Consider the following 18,282-nt stretch of genomic DNA (forward strand, 5'->3'; position numbering starts at 1 on the left):
GCGGGATCGAGATCGCGCCGGAGAACGTTACGTGCCCGCGGTCAGCCGGCGCACGGCGTCGTCCATGTGGTCCTCCAGCAACGCCGCCGCCTTTTTCGCGTCACCGCGGCGGATGGCTTCCGCGATCTGCTCGTGTTCGGTCACGCGCTCCTCGTCGTCGTTGTACTTGAGGCGCAACGCGGACAGGCACATGCGGGTCTCGACCAGCAGCGTGCGCGACATCCGCTGCAGCCGCTTGCTGCCCGAGCCCGCGACGAGCACCTCGTGGAACCGGGTGTCCGCTTCGGACACCGCCGCCCAGTCCCTGGCGGCCGTCGCGGCGGCCATCTCCCGCACGGTCTCGTCGAGCGCGTCCGCCACCGCCTCGCGGTCGGCCCCCTGCGCGACGCGGATCAGCGCCTGCCGCTCGATGGCCATCCGCGCCGAGTAGATGTCGTGCACGTCCTCCGGTTCGAGGTCGATCACGAACAGCCCCCGGTGCCGTTCGCTGCGCAACAGCCCCTCGGACACCAGCCGCTGCATCGCCTCGCGCAGCGGCCCGCGCGACACCTGGAACTGCGCGGCGAGTTCGGTTTCCGCGAGCTGAGTGCCCGGCGGCAGGGACCCGTTCATGATCGCCTCACGCAGCTGGCGCGCGATGATCGCGGCGGTGGACTCGCGGCTGACCGGTTCGATTTCGGCTAATGGCATCGGAAGAGCTCCCCCAGTTCGGTCGACCCGGGGATCTCACCCGCGAGGCGCAGGCCCTCCCAGATGGTCACCTGGTTGGCCGTGAGCACGGGCTTGCCGAGCCGGGTTTCGATCGTAGTGAGCACCCCGAGTGTGCGCATGGCCGTGTCCGGGATCAGCACCGCGTCGGCGTCGGGGTGGTCGTGGCTCACGGCGAGCTCGACGACCGCCTCGGGGGAGAGCCTGCCGACCTCGGCCGCGGTGTCGATGCCTTCGCTGGTCATCGACACGATCTCCACACCGCCGTGGCCGAGGAACTCCACGAACAGCTTCGCCACGTCCTCGGGGTAGCTCGCCGCGACCGCGACGCGCTTGAGGCCCAGCTTCTCCGCCGCCCGCACGAACGCGAAAGACGTGCTCGACGCCGGTTTGCCCGCGGCGGCCGCGAGCTTGTCCACCTGCTCGTGCGCCCCGTCCCACCGGTACACGAAGCTGCCGCTCGTGCACGCCCACACCACGGCGTCCGGCTCGTGCTTGGCCAGCAGTGCCGCCCCCTCGGCGAGGCGCTGCTCGCTGCCGAGGTCGAGCAGCTCGGGCACGGCGTGCAGGTCGGTGCCGTAGATGTGCTCGACCGGCAGCGAGAACCCCGGGCCCAGCAGCCGCTCGGCGAACGGGTAGTCGTCCTCGGCGGCGTGGTCCGGGTAGATGAAGCCGACTGTCGGCATGGGCGGCACCTCCAGGAGGGTTGTCGACAATCCTACGATACTTCCTTCAACCACTTGCCGGGTCCGACGATCGGCAGCTGCATCCGCTTCAGGCAGGCCCACATGGTCAGCTGGTTGGCGGTCAGCACCGGCTTGCCGAGCGCGACCTCCAGCGGCTCGATCAGGTCGTAGGTGGGCAGGTTCGTGCAGCTCACGAAGATCGCCTCCGCGTCGGCGTGGTCCGCGGCGAAGATGCGCTCCGCGATCGTGCGGTAGCTGACCTTCCAGATCCCGCCGCCCAGGCCGAGGTGCTCGCTCGCCACGGTCTCGACGTTCATCTCGGCGAGGAAGTCGTGCAGCTTCCCGGTGAGGTCGGCGTCGTAGGGCGTGATCACGGCGACCCGGTGCACGTCCAGCTGGTCCAGCACCTCGGCGAGCGCGCCCGACGTGGTCACCGCGTCCGGCGCGCCGGCGTCGCAGATCGCCTTGCACAGGGAGCGTTCGTAGTCGATGCCGTTGACGAAGCTGCCCGACGTGCACAGGTATGCGACGACCTCGGGCTCGACGTGCAGGACGTCGCGGGTGGCCGCGGCGAGGTGTGCGCTGTTGCTGACGAGCTGCGCCATCTCCATGCTCACCGGCACGGGTTCGTACGGGGTGCGCGCGAGGTGCAGTGATACCTCCATCGGCACCCAGCGCCACAGCTCGCGCTCGAGTGCGAGGTCGAACGGCGCGATGACGCCGATCCCCCGCTGTGCCAGTGGGCCGTCGAAGGCAGGGAAGTCCAAATCCAAGGCTCGGCTCCGAAGGTGACGCTCTGGACGAAGGCCTCCGGGGTGGCTCCTCGGATTGTTGACAATCATACGACCGGCTCCTACCGTGTCAACGATGATCGGCACGGAAATCCCGGTGCTGGCGGTGCTCTGCGGTGATCGGCGCCCCCCGGACATGGACGCGGTCGAGGCGGCGGCGGAAATCCGTTACACGGACGAAAAAGGGCTCCCGGACGCGCTTCGGGGCGCCGACGCGCTGTTCGTCTACGACTTCCTCTCCACCGCCGTGCCGGGCGCCTGGCACGCCGCCGACCGCATCCGCTGGGTGCACATCGCGAGCGCGGGCGTGGACCCGGTGATGTTCCCCGAACTGCGCGAAAGCGACGTGGTCCTGACCAATTCGCGGGGTGTGTTCGACGACTCCATCGCCGAGTACGTGCTCGGCGTGGTCATCGCGTTCGCCAAGGACCTGCCGCGCTCGCTCGAGCTGCAACGGCAGCGTCGCTGGCAGCACCGCGAGAGCGAGCGGGTCGCTGGGCGCCGCGCGCTCGTCGTCGGCACCGGGCCGATCGGCCGCGCCATCGCGCGGCTGTTGCGTGCCGCCGGGCTCGACGTCTCCGGCATGGGCCGCCGCGCCCGTGGGGAAGATCCGGACTTCGGCACCGTGCACGCCTCGGCGGACCTCGTCCGGGTGGTGGCCGGGTTCGACTACGTGATCGCCGTGGCGCCGCTGACCGACGAGACCAAGGGCATGTTCGACGCCGCGGCCTTCGCCGCGATGAAGCCGTCCGCCCGGTTCGTCAACGTCGGCCGGGGCGAGCTGGTGGTGACGGACGAGCTGGTCACGGCCTTGCGCGCGGGAGAGATCGCCGGGGCCGCGCTCGACGTGTTCGACACCGAGCCGCTGCCCGTCGACCATCCACTGTGGACGTTGGCCAACGTGGTGATCTCCCCGCACATGTCCGGGGACTTCGTCGGCTGGCGGAACACGCTCGTCGAGGTGTTCGCCGACAACTTCGCACGGTGGCGCGATGGCCGCCCGCTTCGTAATGTCGTCGACAAACAGTTGGGCTACGTGCCGTCGGGGCATTAAAAGGAGCATGATGAGCACCCTGTTGACGGCCAGCGAGCTGGTCGCCGCGTACTCCACCGGCGAGCTGTCGCCCGTGGAGGCCACCGAGTCCGCGCTGAACGCCATCGAGGAACGCGACGGCGAGGTCAACGCCTACTGCCTCGTCGACCGCGAGGTCGCGCTGGAGGGTGCGAAGGCGTCCGAAACCCGCTGGCGGGAGGGCAACCCCATCGGCTGGCTCGACGGGGTGCCGACGTCGATCAAGGACATGTTCCTCACCGCGGGCTGGCCGACGTTGCGCGGCTCGACGTGCGTCGACCCGAACCAGCCGTGGGACGTGGACAGCCCGGTCGCCGCGCGGTTGCGGGAGAACGGACTGGTGCTGCTCGGCAAGACGACCACGCCGGAACTGGCGTGGAAGGGGGTCACCGACAGCGCGCTCTGCGGCATCACGCGCAACCCGTGGGACACGGCGCTGACCGCGGGCGGGTCGAGCGGCGGCAGCGCGGCGGCGGTCGCGGCCGGGATGGGGGAGCTGTCCGTCGGCACCGACGGCGGCGGGTCCATCCGGATTCCCGCCGCGTTCTGCGGCATCGTCGGGCTGAAGCCGACGTACGGCCGCGTGCCGCTGTACCCGGCGAGCCCGTTCGGCGCGCTCTCGCACGCCGGGCCGATGGCGCGTTCGGTGGACGACGTCGCGTTGATGCTGGACGTGCTGACCTTGCCCGACCACCGCGACCCCAACGCGCTGCCGCCGCCGATCAGCGCGTACCGCGAGGCCGTCCGGCGTGACGTGCGGGGCTTGATCGCGGCGTTCTCGCCGACGCTGGGTTTCGCGGAGGTCGATCCGGAAGTGGCGAGCCTGGTGCGCTCCGCCGTGGCCGGGCTGGAAGACGCGGGGTTGCGCATCGAGGAGACCGACCCGGGCTTCAGCGACCCGAAGGACGCCTTCGACGTGCTGTGGTCCACGGGTGCCGCGCAGTGGCTGAACACCTTCCCGCCGGGGTCCGAGGAGAGGATCGACCCGGGCCTGCGGCGCGTGTGGGAGCAGGGGAAGACGTACTCGGCGGCGGACTACCTGGCCGCCAACGCGGAGCGCGCCGCGCTCGGCATCCTCATGGGCGAGTTCCACACGCGGTACGACGTGCTCATCACGCCGACGGTCGGCATCCCGCCGTTCGAGGCCGGGTACGAGGTGCCGCCGGGCAGCGGCCTGTCGAGCTGGCCGGAGTGGACGCCGTTCACGTACCCGTTCAACATGACCCAGCAGCCGGCGATCAGCGTCCCGGCGGGCGTGACGGAGGACGGGCGGCCGGTCGGGCTGCAGATCGTGGGCCCGCGGCACTCGGACGACCTGGTCCTCGCGGTGGCGAAGCTGGTGGAGGAGATCCGCCCGATCCGCGTCAGCCGGATGGCCGCGGGCTGATCCGCCGCAAGGTGCGGATGTCCCTGCTCAGCAGCGCCGCCGCCGTGGCCGCCGTGAGGAGGACGGCGGCGCCGAGCAGGGTCGCCCGCGTGCCGAAGTGCGCGGCGAGCGGCCCGGCGGCGACGGTGCCCACCGGCAGCGCGACGAGCGAGCCGAGGATGTCGTAGGCGTACACCCGCGCGAGCCGGTCCGGCGGGATGTTCTCCTGCAGCGACACGTCCCACGCCACCGTGAACAGCTCCACCGCGACGCCCGTGACGAACCCCGCCACCAGCAGCGGCGGCACGAGCGGCGCCTGCGCCAGCACCACCGGCAGGGCGTCCGCGAACGTGACCGCCACACCGACCAGCAGCGCGCGCCGCGGCTGCCACCGCGCCGCGAGCACCCCGCCCGCCAGCGCGCCGACCGTCTGGGCCGCCAGCACGAAACCCCACGCGGCCCTGCCGATCGTCCCGTTCGCGACGACGGGGCCCAGCACCTGCACCGCACCCGCGTTCACCGCGTTGACGACGCAGAACTGCGCCACGACCGCCCACACCCACATCCGCGACGCGAACTCCCGCCAGCCGTCGGCGAGTTCGGCCAGCGGCCGGGACGCCGGTGCCGGCCGCAGCCCGACCCGGATTCCCCGGTAGCAGAGGCCCGCACACAGGAACAGAGCCGCGTTCACCGCGATCGCGCCACCCGCGCCGAGGCCGGCGACGAGCACCCCGCCCAGTGCCGCTCCCGTGAACCGGCCCAGGTTCGCGCCGATCCGGACGTACGCGTTCGCCTGTCCCAGCACGGTTTCCGGCACCGTCTGCGGGGTCAGCGCCGACGCCGCCGGTAGTGAAACCGCGGCGACCGCGCCGTTGACCGCACTCAGGCCCACCAGCAACGGCAAGGAGGCGAATCCGAAAAGGACACTCGCGGCGATCGCCGCCTGGGTGAGCGTCGCGGCGAGTTCGGTGCCCTGGAGGATCACCGAGCGTGGCAGCCGGTCGGCGAGCATGCCACCGAACAACACCAGCAGCACGCTCGCCACCGACCGGGCCCCCACGACGAGCCCGAGGTCCACCGCCGACCCCGTGCGGTCGAGCACCGCGAACGCGAGCGCCACCGGCGCGACCGCGTTGCCCAGTTCACCACTCGTCCGGCCCGCCAGCAGCCAGCGGAAGTCCTTGTGCGCCAGCGGCTTCACCGCGCCTTGTCCGCCGTGCGGGTTTTCGTGTGGCACGACACGAGTGTGCCCCATCATCGCTGTGAGCGGGGCTACTCGGCGATGCGGCGAACGGCCGGATGTGCTGAGCTGGAAGCATGCGTACGACGACTTTGGGCAGGAGCGGGCTGGAGGTCTCCCGCATCGCGTTCGGCACCTGGCAGCTCGGCGGCGACTGGGGCGCCTTCGACGAGGACGCGGCGGTCCGGGCCATCCAGCACGCCCGGGAGCTGGGCGTGAACTTCTTCGACACCGCGCAGGCCTACGGGTTCGGCAAGTCGGAGGCCCTGCTCGGCCGGGCGCTGCGCGAGGAACTCAAGCGGGACCGCGAAAACCTGGTGATCGCGACCAAGGGCGGCGTCAACCCCGGCAGCGACCGGCCGCGGGACGCGCGCCGCTCGTGGCTGCGGCACGGCGTCGAGGAAAGCCTGCGCCACCTGGAGATCGACTACATCGACCTGTACCAGGTGCACTGGCCGGACCCGGACACCCCGGCCGAGGAGACCGCGAGCGCGTTGCAGGAACTGGTCGACGAGGGCAAGATCCGGCACGTCGGAGTGTCCAATTACGACACTTCGCAGCTGGCGGCCTTCGACCGCGTCCGGCCGGTGGAGACGCTGCAGCCGCCGTACCACCTGTTCCGCCGCGCCATCGAGGAAGACCCGCTGCCGTACTGCCGCGAGCACGAGATCGGCGTGCTGGTCTACAGCCCGCTCGGCAGCGGGCTGCTCACCGGCGCGCTGAAGCCGGACGCGACCTTCGAAGACGGTGACTGGCGCGCCAGGTCGTCCGCGTTCCAGGGCGACAACCTCCGGCGGAACCTGGAGGTGGTCGAGGAGCTGAAGCTTTTCGCCGAGCACAAGGGATGCACGGTCAGCCAGCTCGCGATCGCCTGGACGCTGCACAAGCCGGGCGTGCACGTGGCGATCGTCGGCGCCCGCCGGGCGAAGAACATCGAGGACAGCCTCGGCGCGGCGGACGTCGAACTGACCCCCGACGAGATCGCGGAGATCGAGCGCATCACCGCCCGCGGCGTCCAGGTCGAGGGCGCGAGCCCGGAGGGCGTGGCCTAGAGCGTGTCTGACCCCTCCGTGTCGTGGCCCAGCACGGCATCGAGGAGGCCGGGGAAGCGTTTCTCCACATCTTCCTTGCGCACCCGGACGTTGCGCGAGCGCCCGTCGACCACGGTGCGGGTCAGGCCGGCCTCGCGCAACGTCCGGAAGTGGTGCGAGATGGTCGGCGGGGTGACCCCGAGGTTGGCGCACCACGTGCTGGCGCTGCAGTCGAACGGCTCCGGTCCCCGGTACATCACGGTCATGATCGCGCGGCGGGCCGGGTCGACCAGCGCGCCGAGGATCGCCGTCAGGTCCAGTTCGTCGATCGACGGCTCCGGCAGCGTTCGCGACATCGGACCTCCTCCACGCGACACTTTGACGTTCATCGAATTCTAGCCTACCGTGGCCGTCGTGGTTCGACTGTCATCGAAGTCTGATCCGTCGGCGCGGCTGGTGCTGCTCGCCGTCGGTACGTTCGTGCTCGGGGTCGACAGCTTCGTGCTGGCGGGGCTGCTGCCCGCGGTCGCCCAAGACCTGCACGTCAGCGTCGCCCAGGCCGGGCAGCTGACCACGGCGTTCGCCCTCACCTACGCGATCGGATCGCCGCTGATCGCGACCGCCACGGGCCGGCTCGACCGGCGCGTGGTGCTCGGCGGCGGGATGGCGGTCTTCCTGCTCGGCATGGTCGGCCAGGCGCTCGGCCCGACCTACGGGGTGGTGCTGGCCGGGCGGGTCCTGGCCGCGCTGGGCGCGGCCGGGTTCCAGGCGAACGCGTACGCGGTCGTCGGGTTTCTCGCCCCACCGGAGCGTCGGGCGCGTGCGCTGGCGATGGTCGGTGCCGGGTCGAGCCTGGCCACGGTCGTCGGGGTGCCGGTCGGAGTGCTGGTCGGGCAGCAGATCGGCTGGCGCGCGGCGCTGTGGCTGGTCACCGGCGTGGCGGCGGTGGCCGCGGCGCTCTGCCTGGTGCTGCCCAGCGTGCGGCTGCCCGCCGCGTCACTGCGTGAGCGGCTCCGCCTCCTCGGTACCCCCAGCATGCTCTTGCTGCTGTGCGGCACCGCGCTCCAGCTCGTGCCGCAGTACACCGTCCTCAGCTACGTCGCCCCGATCATCGGCGCGCAGGGGCAGACGGACACGTCGGTGCTCGTCGCGCTGGTCGTGTTCGGTGTCGCCCTCTTCACCGGGAACCGGCTCGTCGGCCACCTCGCCGACCGGTGGGGCGGGCTCCGGGTGATCACCGTGGGCCTGACCGTCAGCGCGGTGGCACTGGTCGCGCTGTGGTTCGTCCGGCTGAGCCTCGTCCCGGCGATCGTCGCGCTCGCCGTGCTCGGCCTGGTCGGCTCCTTCCAGATCACGCCGCAGCAGACCCGGGTTTTCGCGGCCAGCGGTACCGCGGCGACCGTGGCGCTCGGGCTGAACGGCTCGATGATCTACGTCGGCACCGGAGGGGGATCGGCGCTGGGCGGTGGGGTGATCGCCGCGGCCGGGCCCGGGTTCGTGCCCCTCGTCGCCGCCGGCGCGGCACTGGTCACGCTGGTGTTCCTCTGGGCCACGGCGCCGGAACGCCAACGTCAACCCGGGAGAAGGAGAGAGCTCGATGTCGGTCCACCTGCGCCTCGGTGAGTTCGACGAACTCTGGCTCACCGGGGCCCCCTGAGCCCACCGTCCAAAGTGGAGTTCAGGCCACCGCCGCCTCCAGCTCCGAAAGAGCGGTGTCCAGGTGGAGGAGCAGCCGCTGCAGGTGCGGGACGCTGCGGCGGCAGCCCGTGATCCCGAAGTCCAGGTTGTCCCCGTTGTTGGTCAGCGTGATGTTGAGCGCCTGCCCGTCCAGCAGCACCGACGCGGGGTAGATCCCGTCGAGCGCCGCCCCGTTCCAGTACATCTGCTTGCGGGGCCCCGGCACGTTGGAGATCACGAGGTTGAACGGGGGCCGGGTGTTGGACACGACGCCCGGCACCGTCGAAATCCCCAGCTGCGCCACGTTGATCCCCGACAGCAGCAGCGCCTGGACGGGCGTCAGCTCGTTGAAGATCCGCTTCGCCTCGCGCATCGAGTGGTGGATCGTCGCGAGCCGGATCGCCGGATCCGACTTGTCGGTGGCGAGATTGCACAGCAGCGCGCCGATCTGGTTGCCGCTGGACTGCACCTCGGTCTGCTTGCGCATCGACACCGGCACCATCGCGACCAGCGGGGCGTCCGGCAGCGCGCTCTGCTCGATCAGGTAGTCCCGCAGCGCACCGGCGCACATCGCGAGCACCACGTCGTTGCGTGACGTCCCCGTGCGCGCGGCGATCGAGCGCACGCGCGCCAGCGGCCAGGACTGCGCGGCGAACCGGCGCGCACCGCCGATCGGCACGTTCAGCATCGTGCGCGGCGCCTGCATCGGCAACGTCAGCGTGTGCTCGCGGAACGCCTCCCGCGCGACGCGCAGCGCGGCCGGGGCGACTCCCGCGAGCTGCTCCAGCGACGTGCGTGCCGTGTGCAGCAGCGACCGAGTGCCCCGGGTCCTCTCCCGCGGCGCGCGCCGGGAACCCCACGGCGGCGGGCAGTCGTGGTCGTCCGGGTCGTCGGACAGCGTGCCCTGCAGGTGCCGCAGCGCGGACACGCCGTCCATGAGCGCGTGGTGGATCTTGCTGTACATCGCGAACCGGCCGTCCCGCAGGCCTTCGACGAGGTGGATCTCCCACAGCGGGCGGTGCCGGTCGAGCAGCGTGCTGTGCCAGCGGGACGTCAGCTCCAGCAACTCCCGGATCCGGCCGGGCTGCGGCAGCGCGGAATGCCGGAAGTGGTAGTCCAGATCGATGTCCTCGTCCTGGATCCACGCCAGGTAGCCGAGGGTGTTCACCGGCCGCGCGGGGCGGCGGCGGAACAGCGGCGGCACGCCGTCGGCCTTGAGCAGGTCGTCCCGCAGCCCGCGGAGGAAGTCCTCCCCCGCGCCGTCGGGTTTGCGGAACAGCTGGAGGCCGCCGACGTGCATCGGGTGCTCGCGGCTTTCGACCAGGAGGAACATCGAGTCGGTGAAGGGCATCAGCGCCATTCCGGGTCCACCTCTCGTGCAGTGCCACGCGTGGCCGCCGTCGTTCGCACAATGCTAGGCCCGCGCACCCCATCTAGGGTGTCGGTATGACCATTCCGACCGATCCGGAAACCGGGGAGTTCGTGCGGTCCCCCAACCACTTCGCCGCGCGCATCACCGCCGACGGCCGGGACGGCTGGCCGGTGGAGCCGGGGCGGTACCGGCTCGTGGTCAGCCGCGCGTGCCCGTGGGCGAGCCGGGGACTGGTCGTGCGGCGGCTGCTGGGGCTGGAGGAGGCGATCTCGGTGGCGGTCGCCGACCCCATCCAGGACGAACGCAGCTGGCGCTTCACGCTCGACCCGGACGGCCGGGATCCCGTGCTGGGCATCCGTTTCCTCGCCGAGGCGTACCACGCGGCGGATCCGGCGTACGACGGCGGGATCAGCGTGCCCGCCGTCGTCGACATCCCCAGCGGCAAGCTCGTCACCAACGACTACCCGCAGATCACGCTGGACTTTTCCACGGAGTGGACGGCGTACCACCGGGAAGGCGCGCCCGACCTGTACCCGGAAGAGCACCGCGACGAGATCGACGAAATCAACCAGGCGGTGTACCGCGACGTGAACGCGGCGGTGTACGAGGCGGGTTTCGCGACGAAACAGTCCGCCTACGACGACGCGTATTCGCGGTTGTTCGCCCGGTTGGACCAATTGTCGGACCGGCTTTCCCGACAGCGCTTTCTCGTCGGTGACACGATCACCGAGGCGGACATCCGGTTGTTCACCACGCTGGTCCGCTTCGACCCGGTCTACCACGGGCATTTCAAGTGCAACCGCCAGAAGCTGAGCGAAATGCCGGTGTTGTGGGCGTACGCGCGCGATCTGTTCCAGACGCCCGGTTTCGGCGACACGGTGGACTTCGACCACATCAAGCGGCACTACTACCAGGTGCACGAGCAGGTCAACCCGACGCGGATCGTGCCGAAAGGTCCGGACCTGCGGTCCTGGGCGGAACCGCACGGGCGCGAGGAGCTCGGCGGGCGGCCGTTCGGGGACGGCACCCCGCCCGGTCCGCCGCCCGCCGCCGAGGCCGTGCCGCCCCAGTGGTGAGGCGGGGACCCACCGAGAGTGGCTCCGCTCCGTGGGGGCCTAACCTGGTCGGGTGAACAAGACCGGCGCGGAACATCTCGTGGACGTGCTGGCCGAGCTAGGGACGGACGTGGCGTTCGGCCTGCCCGGCGTGCACAACCTGCCGATCTGGGAGGCGGTCGCGGGCAGCGGCATCCGGCTGATCGGCGTCCGGCACGAGCAGACCGCGGGTTACGCGGCCGACGGGTACGCCAGGGCGACGGGCAGGCTCGGCGTCGCGGTCGTCACCACCGGTCCCGGCGCGGCGAACACGCTGGGCGCGGTCGGCGAGGCGATGGCCTCGGCGTCCCCGGTGCTGGTGCTGGCCACGGACATCCCGTCGGCGCTGCGCCGCCCCGGCACCGTGCGGGGCGTGCTGCACGAGACCAGCGACCAGGCCGCGATGTTCGCGCCGGTCACGAAGGCCGCGATCACCGTCAAGTCGCCCGCCGATCTCGCGCCCGCTGTCGCCAGGGCCGCCCGCATCGCGCGCGAACCGCAGAGCGGCCCGGTGTACGTCGGCATCCCGACGGATTTCCTGCGGGCCGAGACCGAGCGCAGGCCGGAGTCGGAGGTCACGGAGCGGTTCACGGCGGTCGACCTGGACCAGCTGGACTACGCGCTCGCATTGCTGGCCGGTGCCGAACGGCCGGTGATCTGGGCGGGCGGCGGTGCCGTGCGGGCGGAGGCGGGGCCGGTCGTGGGGGAGCTGGCGGAGAAGCTGACGGCCCCGGTGATCACGACGTTCGCGGGACGGGGGTTGTTGCCGCCCGGGCACCCGTGTCTCGCGCCGACCCCGGTGCACGCCCCCGAGGTCGGCGCGTTGTGGGACGAGGCCGACGTGGTGCTGGGCGTGGGCAGCGACTTCGACGGGTTGATGACGCAGAACTGGCGCATGCCGCGGCCGCCGAAGCTGATCGCGGTGAACGTGGACGCCAAGGACGCGGCGAAGAACTACCAGCCGGACGTCACGCTCGTCGGGGACGCGCGGGACGTCGTGGCGCAGCTGGTGGGCGGGCTCGTGGCGCGGCCGGGGCTGGGGGAGCTGACGGCGCGGCTGCGGCGGATCGAGGACACGGTGCGGCGGCGGATGCGGGCGGAGGAGCCGCAGGCCGCGGACTTCCTGGGCACGCTGGAGGAGACGCTGCCCGAGGGTGCGGTCGTCGTCGCGGACATGTGCGTGGCGGGCTACTGGGCCGGCGGGTACCACCGGGTGAGCGCGCCACGCCGGTTCGCCTACCCGATGGGGTGGGGCACGCTCGGGTTCGGCTTCCCGGCGTCACTCGGCGCGGCCGCGGCGGGCGGCGGACGGGTGGTGTGCGTCAGCGGGGACGGCGGTTTCCTCTACGGCTGCGGGGATCTGGCCACCCTGGCGCAGGAGTCGTTGCCGGTGACGGTCATCATCGTGGACGACGGCGGGTACGGGATGCTGCGGTTCGACCAGGACAGGGCCGGCGTGCCGCACCGCGGGGTGGACCTGCACACGCCGAACTTCGTCGGCCTGGCGCGCTCGTTCGGCGTGCACGCGGACGAGGTGAAGGGCTTCGGCCGCGCGTTCCGCCGCCTGCTGGGGGAGTTCGTCCGCGCGGAGGAGCCGAACGTCCTCGTGGTGCGGGCGGCGCTGAAACCCCCGGTCAACACCTCGCCGCGCTGGTACCGCACGCCCTGAGTAGTTCTACTCGAGTTGATTGAGCCTCGCGCGGCCATACCGTAGCGTTACCGCTTGAACACGTAGCGGGGTAGCAGGGGGTTCCGGCGGTGTCGGATTACGAGGTCGTTCTCAGCGGGATGGTCGAAGCTGGGCGGGCGGCCCAGCGAGTCGCGGACGTGTTCCGGTCGTTGGATTTCGCGGGGGCGGTTCCCGACGGTGATCTGGGGTTGCCGGGTGCTCGCGCCGTGGACAGGCTGGCGGCGGTCAAGCGGGGCTGGACCGGTAAGGAGAAGCCTCTCGTCGATGGTTTCACCGACTACGCGGGCCGGCTGGCCCAGGCGGTCGCGTTCTACCGCTCCCACGAGGAGGCCGCCGAGCGCGAGCTGCGGCGCTTCGAGCCGCCGAGGGGACTGAACTGAACGTGGTCACCTGGGGTGAGGTCGTCCGGTGGAGCCCCGCACCGCTCGCGGAACTGGTGGGCGTGCTCAACGGGCGCTATCAGCAGTTGATGGGCTGTGCCGACGAACTGCGCGCGAGCGGCGTCCCGAAGGGCTGGTCCGGGCCCGCGGCGAACGCGGCGGCGACGAAGGTGCGCGAACTGGGCGAGGCGGCCGAAGAGCTCGCCGCCGAGGGCGCCATGCTGCGGCGGGCGGCGGGGGACGTCTCGGATGCGGTGTCGGGTGTCCTGAATGGAGTGCGGGAGGCCGAAAACCTCGCTGCGGCGCGGGAATTCCTGATCGCTGACGACGGCACCATCGTCGACCAGGGGCCACCGCCGGTGTGCACGCCAAGCGATCCGGACGGCTCGCTGGTGACCGCGGAGCGGCAGCGGATCGCCGCGGAGCTGCGGGACCGGGTGCACGAGGTGCTGCGCTCGGCCGACGACGTGGACAACGACTTCTGCGCCGTGCTCGACCGCATCCTGTCCAACCACGTGATCGATGGTGACGGGACCTCGCTGGCCGCGGCGGGTAACGCGGGCTGGTCACTCGGGTCGCTGACCATTCCGGCGCCGCCTCCCGCCGGTGCCGCGCCCGCTGACAACGCCGCTTGGTGGGCCACCCTCAGCCCGGCTCAGCGGACGGTGCTGGCCAGGGACCACCCGGAACTGATCGGTCCTCGCGACGGGCTGCCGACCGAGGCCCGCGATCACGCGAACCGCGTGCTGCTGGACCGGACCCGCGCAAACCTCGCCGGGCAGCGAACGGAACTCCAGCACCGCATCGACGGGCTCCGCCGCACGGCAGGAGGCGACATCGTGCTCAACGATCGAGCGGCCTACGAGCGGTTGACCGAGCAGCTGGCCGACATCGAGGGCAAACTGCGCGGGGTGGACGCCATCTACGACAGGCTCAACCACCCGGTGAACGGCCAGCCCGCGTATCTTCTCAAGATCGACGCGGACGTCGCGGGCAAGGCGATCGTCGCGGCAGGCAATCCCGACACGGCGCAGAACGTCGCCACCTTCGTCCCCGGCACCGGCTCCGGACTCGACGACATCGGCGGGAACATCCAACGCTCGGATCTCATGCTCGAGCAGGCACGACGGGCAGGCTCGGCGTCGACCGCCGTGATCACCTGGGTCGGCTATGACGCTCCCGCAACGATCCCGGACGCGGCGAGTACGCGCTACGCCGACCAAGCCGAACAGCCTCTCCACGACTTCCAGGACGGCCTTCGGATCGCGCACCAGGGTCCGGCCGCCCACACGACGGTGATCGGGCACAGTTACGGCAGCACGGCGGTGGGCCAGACCGCCCGGGACCAGGGGCTGGCCGCGGACGACGTGGTCTTCGTCGGAAGCCCCGGAGTGGGCGTCGAACACGCCGACGAGTTGCGGCTCGACGGCGTGCCTCCCGGCGAGGCTGGGAAACACGTGTTCTCGAGCAACGCTCCCACCGATCCTGTGCCGGCTCTCACGAACTTCGATCTTCCCTACGCCGACGGGCTGGACCCGTTGGGTCCGGATCCCACGACTCCCTGGTTCGGCGGGCAGACGTTCGAGTCCGACCCCGGCGACCCGAGGCATTCGCACAGCCAATACTGGGACCGTGGTTCTTCGTCGTTGAAGGCCATGGGCGAGATCATCGCGGGGAACAGGTGATGGCCTCCGGACTCCGCGCCGGCGTGGGAGCCCTGTTCCTGACCCTGGTCCTGTCAGCTTGCGGAGGCGCACAAATGCGATCCACCCCCGATCCGAACACGCCCACCCTGACGGCGGAGCAAGCCAAGGAACGGGTGGAGGAGTACCTGCAGAGTTTCCGTGCGGCGTTCCCCGCCGAAGCGACCCTCGAACTACTCGGTGACGCGGACGGTGCCTGCACCGACGCGTCCGGCGTCAACTTCGACGGGCGTGTGCAGCCCGGGCGGACCTATTGGGTGCGTGGCCTTGACCAGGTTCGGTACGACAGCTACTTCGACGCACTGAAGTCCTGGTTGCCGGCACACGGGTGGACCGTGGACAAGGACGCCCGCCCCCAGGACCGGTACCTGCACGCCTACCGCCCCGACGACGGGTTCACCATGTCCCTCCAGGCGAACCGGCAGGGTGGGCTGTCGATCGACGCCTCGTCCCCCTGTGTCTGGCCTGACGGCACACCCCCCTGACCCTCACTGCAGGCAGAGTTCGTTGCCTTCCGGGTCGGCCAGGGTGATCCACTTGTACGGGCCCTGCTGCCCCCGGAACAGCTCCTTCGCGCCCATCCCCACCAGGCGCGCCGCCTCCGCTTCTCGCTGGTCGCCCACGTACACGTCCAGGTGGACGCGGTTCTTCACCGTCTTCGGCTCCGGCACGCGCTGGAACAGGATCCGCCGCCCCGACTCGGGGTGCCGGATGCCCGTACCCAGCCGCCACACCAGCACCCCCCGGTGCGTCGTCGTGTCCTCTTCGGTCGCCTGGCCCTCGGCGACCATCCGCCGGATGAACGCCTCGTCGCTGGGCTCGACCGACCAGCCCAGCGCCTCCGCCCACCAGTCGGCCAGGTCGTGCGGGTGCGCGCAGTCCACGGTCACTTGGAAGTCGTATGCCATGTCCGCACGCTAGCCCGGCCCACCGACAAAAACGCTCGGCCGCATCCCGATGGGGTGCCCTCCGGGCACGACCCGAAACGGCACGAATGACGGCCGCGCCGGTGGGTAGTCCGGGGCCGGAGCAAGGAAGGAGAAACACCATGGCGGACACTCCGAACCCGATTCAGATGCAGAAGTTCCTGTCGGGCGTCGACTACCCGGCCAGCCGCGACGACCTCGTCGAACACGCGAAGTCCCAGGGCGCCGACAACGACGTGCTGGAGCACCTGCAACAGATGCCGGACCGGACCCACGACGGCCCGAACGCGGTGAGCCAGGAGTTCTCGCGCAGCTGACGGCGGTGGGCTTCCCGCCCGCGGGCGGGAAGCCTACCTGCCCTGCAGGTGTTCGAGGATCATGCCGGTGAGCACCTCCGGCACCTCCTCGGGCACCCAGTGGCTGACGTCCTCCAGCATCTGGAACGAGTAGGGGCCGGTCACCCACTGCTCCGTGCCGAACGCGGCCGTCGAGCCGAAGGCCACGTCCTCCGTGCTCCACACGTACAGCGTCGGCACGGAAACCTTGCCGATCTTCCCCGCGGGACGGCTCGCGCGGTACCAGTTCAGCGCCGCCGTCAGCGCACCCGGCTCGGCGAGCCGCCGCAGGTACTCGTCCACCCGGCTCTGCCCGACGCGCCACTCGAACATGCGCCGCAGCGCCTCGCCGCCGTTCGCGAGCATCCGCCGCTCGGTGCTGCTGTCCCGCCAGTCCCGCATGTACTGCGAGCGCAGCTGCTGGTCCTCGTCCGTGCTCAGCGCCTCGCCCAGCGCGCCGGGGTGCGGCGTGGACACCACGGACAACGTGCGCAACCGCTCCGGGTGCTCCGCCGCCGTCCACCACGCGACCGCACCGCCCCAGTCGTGCCCCACCAGGTCGAACCGGGACCAGCCCAGCTCGTCGGCGATCGCCAGCACGTCACCCACCAGCTCGTCGATCCCGTACTCCGCCACGGCGCTCGGCCGCACGTCCGGCGAGTACCCCCGCTGGTCCGGTGCGATCGCGCGGAAACCCCGCTGCCCCAGCACGTTCACCTGGTACTCCCACGAGATCGCCGCCTCGGGGAACCCGTGCAGCAGCAGGACGGGCCGCCCGTCGGCGGGCCCGGCGGCGATCGCGTCGAAGGAGCCTGCGGGGGTCGGGATGCTCAGGTGTTCGGTCACGACCCGCACACTAGCGACCACCACCGACAGTTTCCGCGAGGGCGTCCACTGTGGAGTCAGACCGCGCCGTGCCTGGCGAGGTAGCGCTCCACCCGCTCCGGCGTCGCGAGGATGTCCCACTGCCGGTCGGGCCAGCTGAAGTTCTCCGTGAACTCGTCGGCGATCTCACGGTGCTGCGCCATCGCGCCGAACATCCGCAGCAGGTGCGGCGGCGGAGGCGTGCGGATCATCAGGTTGGTCCAGTCCGCGGTGGCGTGCACGCGGTTGCGGCGCCGGTCGGCGACCTTGCGGCAGAAGCGCTCGTCGAAGTTCGGGTCCTCCAGGATCGTGCGCCCCAGTTCCCACGCCGAGTACGAAGCGCAGTTCGCGCCCTGGCCGATCACCGGGTCGACGACGACGTGCGCGTCGCCCAGCGCCACCACGTACCGGCCGTTCGGCAGCCGCGCGTAGTCCTCGCGCACCGACGGCAGGACACCGCCCTGCAGCAGGTCCAGCGGACCCGTCAGGCGGAACCGCGCCGGATCGATGCGCTCGAAGGTCGCCGGGTGGTGCTGCCGCGTCTTCTCCAGGACCACCTTCTCGAAGCCCGCAGGGTCCTCGTCGTAACCGAGTTCGGCGAGCACCTCCAGGTCACCGCCCGGCACGTTTTCGAACAGCAGCGCCGTGACGTGCCCGGCCGCCGAGAAGATCGGGATCTCCAGCAGCTCGCCGTGCCCCGGCGCGACGCTCATCGTGACGCCACGCGGTTCGCTCGGCGCGACGCCTTCGTACAGCCCGACGCACAGCTTGCGCTGCGGGGTGTCGTACGGCGATTTGTCCGCTCTGCGCGGGAACATCGCGCTCATCGTGCCGCGCCCGGAGGCGATCACGACGAGTTCGTGCCGCTCCGACAACAGGGTCACGTCGGCGGCCTGCACCGGCCGCACGTCGAACTCCCCGCCGCGGGCGACGAAGTCCTCCAGCAACCGCGGCAGGTAGATGCGGTAGTCGATCGCGCGGGACGGCGCGGTGAAGAACCCGGGGAACACCAGCGGCTGCGGGCCGCCGAGGTAGTGGTGGTGCCCGAAGTAGTAGTACTCCTCGGCATCCCAGTGGTCGACGCCCAGCTCGCGTTCGCGCTCGACCGTGGCGTGGTGGTGCGCGACGCTGTTCAGCATGCGCCCGGCGGCGAGTTGTTCCGGGGTGCGGTCGCTGTAGATCGTCACCGGTACGCCGTGCCGGCGCAGCAGCAACCCCAGGTGCAGGCCGGCGATCCCGGCGCCGACTATGCCGATTCCGTCCATGGCGCTCCTTCGTCGGAGGTGCGGGAAGTGGAATGCTGAGCGTCGGCCCGGACGGCGCGGATATCGAGCGATGACGACGCTG

The 18,282-nt window shown here is 71.1% G+C and carries 19 protein-coding genes; 10 read left to right on the forward strand and 9 right to left on the reverse strand.

Annotated features, from left to right (window positions below; translation table 11 throughout):
- Positions 1-27 precede the first annotated feature (27 nt).
- Genes ABFX51_RS35685 through ABFX51_RS35695 form a run of 3 tightly spaced genes read right to left on the reverse strand, consistent with a single transcriptional unit; the run spans position 28 to position 2,167 of the window.
- Entirely contained in the window at positions 28-690 is a 663-nt protein-coding gene (locus tag ABFX51_RS35685; RefSeq protein WP_346056412.1) for a GntR family transcriptional regulator, read from the reverse strand.
- Positions 681-1,394 carry a maleate cis-trans isomerase family protein gene (locus ABFX51_RS35690; protein ID WP_346056413.1) on the reverse strand — a complete coding sequence of 238 codons (714 nt, stop codon included), beginning with the start codon at positions 1,392-1,394 and terminating at the stop codon, positions 681-683. The genes ABFX51_RS35685 and ABFX51_RS35690 overlap by 10 nt, the downstream gene beginning before the upstream one ends.
- Before the next feature lie 32 nt (positions 1,395-1,426).
- Positions 1,427-2,167 carry a maleate cis-trans isomerase family protein gene (locus ABFX51_RS35695; protein WP_091504767.1) on the reverse strand — a complete coding sequence of 247 codons (741 nt, stop codon included), beginning with the start codon at positions 2,165-2,167 and terminating at the stop codon, positions 1,427-1,429.
- A 94-nt stretch (positions 2,168-2,261) separates the two neighbouring features.
- Between ABFX51_RS35695 and ABFX51_RS35700 the strand changes: the two genes are divergently transcribed.
- Together ABFX51_RS35700 and ABFX51_RS35705 are read left to right on the forward strand one after the other, a co-directional pair.
- Positions 2,262-3,239, forward strand: a complete 978-nt coding sequence (locus ABFX51_RS35700) for a D-2-hydroxyacid dehydrogenase (RefSeq protein ID WP_346056414.1) — start codon at positions 2,262-2,264, stop codon at positions 3,237-3,239.
- A 7-nt stretch (positions 3,240-3,246) separates the two neighbouring features.
- On the forward strand, positions 3,247-4,644 hold the full coding sequence (locus ABFX51_RS35705) for an amidase (RefSeq protein WP_346056415.1): 1,398 nt from the start codon (positions 3,247-3,249) through the stop codon (positions 4,642-4,644).
- On the opposite strand, the gene ABFX51_RS35710 is transcribed toward ABFX51_RS35705, so the two are convergent.
- Positions 4,622-5,860, reverse strand: a complete 1,239-nt coding sequence (locus ABFX51_RS35710; protein ID WP_346056416.1) for an MFS transporter — start codon at positions 5,858-5,860, stop codon at positions 4,622-4,624. The genes ABFX51_RS35705 and ABFX51_RS35710 overlap by 23 nt on opposite strands.
- Positions 5,861-5,940: 80 nt before the next feature.
- Here ABFX51_RS35710 and ABFX51_RS35715 point away from each other — a divergent pair, with 80 nt between their 5' ends.
- A complete protein-coding gene (locus ABFX51_RS35715) occupies positions 5,941-6,915 on the forward strand; it encodes an aldo/keto reductase (protein ID WP_346056417.1) in 975 nt (324 codons plus the stop codon).
- On the opposite strand, the gene ABFX51_RS35720 is transcribed toward ABFX51_RS35715, so the two are convergent.
- Complete coding sequence (locus tag ABFX51_RS35720; RefSeq protein WP_346056418.1) at positions 6,912-7,250, reverse strand: ArsR/SmtB family transcription factor; 339 nt, start codon at positions 7,248-7,250, stop codon at positions 6,912-6,914. The genes ABFX51_RS35715 and ABFX51_RS35720 overlap by 4 nt on opposite strands.
- Positions 7,251-7,308: 58 nt before the next feature.
- Here ABFX51_RS35720 and ABFX51_RS35725 point away from each other — a divergent pair, with 58 nt between their 5' ends.
- Positions 7,309-8,517 carry an MFS transporter gene (locus ABFX51_RS35725; RefSeq protein WP_346056419.1) on the forward strand — a complete coding sequence of 403 codons (1,209 nt, stop codon included), beginning with the start codon at positions 7,309-7,311 and terminating at the stop codon, positions 8,515-8,517.
- Between the two features lie 55 nt (positions 8,518-8,572).
- Here ABFX51_RS35725 and ABFX51_RS35730 read toward each other — a convergent pair whose 3' ends face one another.
- Positions 8,573-9,931, reverse strand: coding sequence for a WS/DGAT/MGAT family O-acyltransferase (locus ABFX51_RS35730; protein WP_091504762.1), 1,359 nt, complete (start codon positions 9,929-9,931; stop codon positions 8,573-8,575).
- 86 nt (positions 9,932-10,017) lie between these two features.
- Here ABFX51_RS35730 and ABFX51_RS35735 point away from each other — a divergent pair, with 86 nt between their 5' ends.
- The 5 genes from ABFX51_RS35735 (at position 10,018) to ABFX51_RS35755 (ending at position 15,295) form a co-directional block, all read left to right on the forward strand.
- Positions 10,018-11,019 carry a glutathione S-transferase family protein gene (locus ABFX51_RS35735; protein WP_346056420.1) on the forward strand — a complete coding sequence of 334 codons (1,002 nt, stop codon included), beginning with the start codon at positions 10,018-10,020 and terminating at the stop codon, positions 11,017-11,019.
- Positions 11,020-11,071: 52 nt separating this feature from the next.
- On the forward strand, positions 11,072-12,706 hold the full coding sequence (locus ABFX51_RS35740) for a thiamine pyrophosphate-binding protein (RefSeq protein ID WP_346056421.1): 1,635 nt from the start codon (positions 11,072-11,074) through the stop codon (positions 12,704-12,706).
- 89 nt (positions 12,707-12,795) lie between these two features.
- Positions 12,796-13,107: a hypothetical protein gene (locus ABFX51_RS35745; RefSeq protein ID WP_091504759.1), complete on the forward strand. Its 312-nt coding sequence runs from the start codon at positions 12,796-12,798 to the stop codon at positions 13,105-13,107.
- Positions 13,108-13,109: 2 nt separating this feature from the next.
- Positions 13,110-14,792 carry an alpha/beta hydrolase gene (locus ABFX51_RS35750; RefSeq protein ID WP_091504758.1) on the forward strand — a complete coding sequence of 561 codons (1,683 nt, stop codon included), beginning with the start codon at positions 13,110-13,112 and terminating at the stop codon, positions 14,790-14,792.
- Between the two features lie 74 nt (positions 14,793-14,866).
- Positions 14,867-15,295, forward strand: coding sequence for a hypothetical protein (locus ABFX51_RS35755; protein ID WP_346056422.1), 429 nt, complete (start codon positions 14,867-14,869; stop codon positions 15,293-15,295).
- Positions 15,296-15,298: 3 nt separating this feature from the next.
- Here the strand turns inward: ABFX51_RS35755 and ABFX51_RS35760 are convergent, their stop codons facing one another.
- Complete coding sequence (locus ABFX51_RS35760; protein ID WP_346056423.1) at positions 15,299-15,718, reverse strand: VOC family protein; 420 nt, start codon at positions 15,716-15,718, stop codon at positions 15,299-15,301.
- A gap of 140 nt (positions 15,719-15,858) precedes the next feature.
- Here ABFX51_RS35760 and ABFX51_RS35765 point away from each other — a divergent pair, with 140 nt between their 5' ends.
- Complete coding sequence (locus tag ABFX51_RS35765; RefSeq protein ID WP_346056424.1) at positions 15,859-16,053, forward strand: DUF2795 domain-containing protein; 195 nt, start codon at positions 15,859-15,861, stop codon at positions 16,051-16,053.
- Between the two features lie 33 nt (positions 16,054-16,086).
- Here ABFX51_RS35765 and ABFX51_RS35770 read toward each other — a convergent pair whose 3' ends face one another.
- Positions 16,087-16,917: an alpha/beta fold hydrolase gene (locus ABFX51_RS35770; RefSeq protein WP_346056425.1), complete on the reverse strand. Its 831-nt coding sequence runs from the start codon at positions 16,915-16,917 to the stop codon at positions 16,087-16,089.
- A gap of 56 nt (positions 16,918-16,973) precedes the next feature.
- Positions 16,974-18,200: a styrene monooxygenase subunit StyA gene (gene styA, locus ABFX51_RS35775; RefSeq protein ID WP_346056426.1), complete on the reverse strand. Its 1,227-nt coding sequence runs from the start codon at positions 18,198-18,200 to the stop codon at positions 16,974-16,976.
- Positions 18,201-18,282: the final 82 nt, after the last annotated feature.

The sequence above is a fragment of the Amycolatopsis dongchuanensis genome, assembly GCF_039542405.1.
GTDB classification, from domain to species: Bacteria; Actinomycetota; Actinomycetes; order Mycobacteriales; family Pseudonocardiaceae; genus Amycolatopsis_E; species Amycolatopsis_E sacchari.

Coding starts and splice junctions, on each gene's coding strand:
- ABFX51_RS35690 (WP_346056413.1), bottom strand. CDS start 1,394: ATGCCGACAGTCGGCTTCATCTACCCGGACCACGCCGCCGAGGACGAC.
- ABFX51_RS35705 (WP_346056415.1), top strand. CDS start 3,247: ATGATGAGCACCCTGTTGACGGCCAGCGAGCTGGTCGCCGCGTACTCC.
- styA (WP_346056426.1), bottom strand. CDS start 18,200: ATGGACGGAATCGGCATAGTCGGCGCCGGGATCGCCGGCCTGCACCTG.
- ABFX51_RS35760 (WP_346056423.1), bottom strand. CDS start 15,718: ATGGCATACGACTTCCAAGTGACCGTGGACTGCGCGCACCCGCACGAC.
- ABFX51_RS35765 (WP_346056424.1), top strand. CDS start 15,859: ATGGCGGACACTCCGAACCCGATTCAGATGCAGAAGTTCCTGTCGGGC.
- ABFX51_RS35685 (WP_346056412.1), bottom strand. CDS start 690: ATGCCATTAGCCGAAATCGAACCGGTCAGCCGCGAGTCCACCGCCGCG.
- ABFX51_RS35755 (WP_346056422.1), top strand. CDS start 14,867: ATGCGATCCACCCCCGATCCGAACACGCCCACCCTGACGGCGGAGCAA.
- ABFX51_RS35700 (WP_346056414.1), top strand. CDS start 2,262: ATGATCGGCACGGAAATCCCGGTGCTGGCGGTGCTCTGCGGTGATCGG.
- ABFX51_RS35715 (WP_346056417.1), top strand. CDS start 5,941: ATGCGTACGACGACTTTGGGCAGGAGCGGGCTGGAGGTCTCCCGCATC.
- ABFX51_RS35735 (WP_346056420.1), top strand. CDS start 10,018: ATGACCATTCCGACCGATCCGGAAACCGGGGAGTTCGTGCGGTCCCCC.
- ABFX51_RS35720 (WP_346056418.1), bottom strand. CDS start 7,250: ATGTCGCGAACGCTGCCGGAGCCGTCGATCGACGAACTGGACCTGACG.
- ABFX51_RS35730 (WP_091504762.1), bottom strand. CDS start 9,931: ATGGCGCTGATGCCCTTCACCGACTCGATGTTCCTCCTGGTCGAAAGC.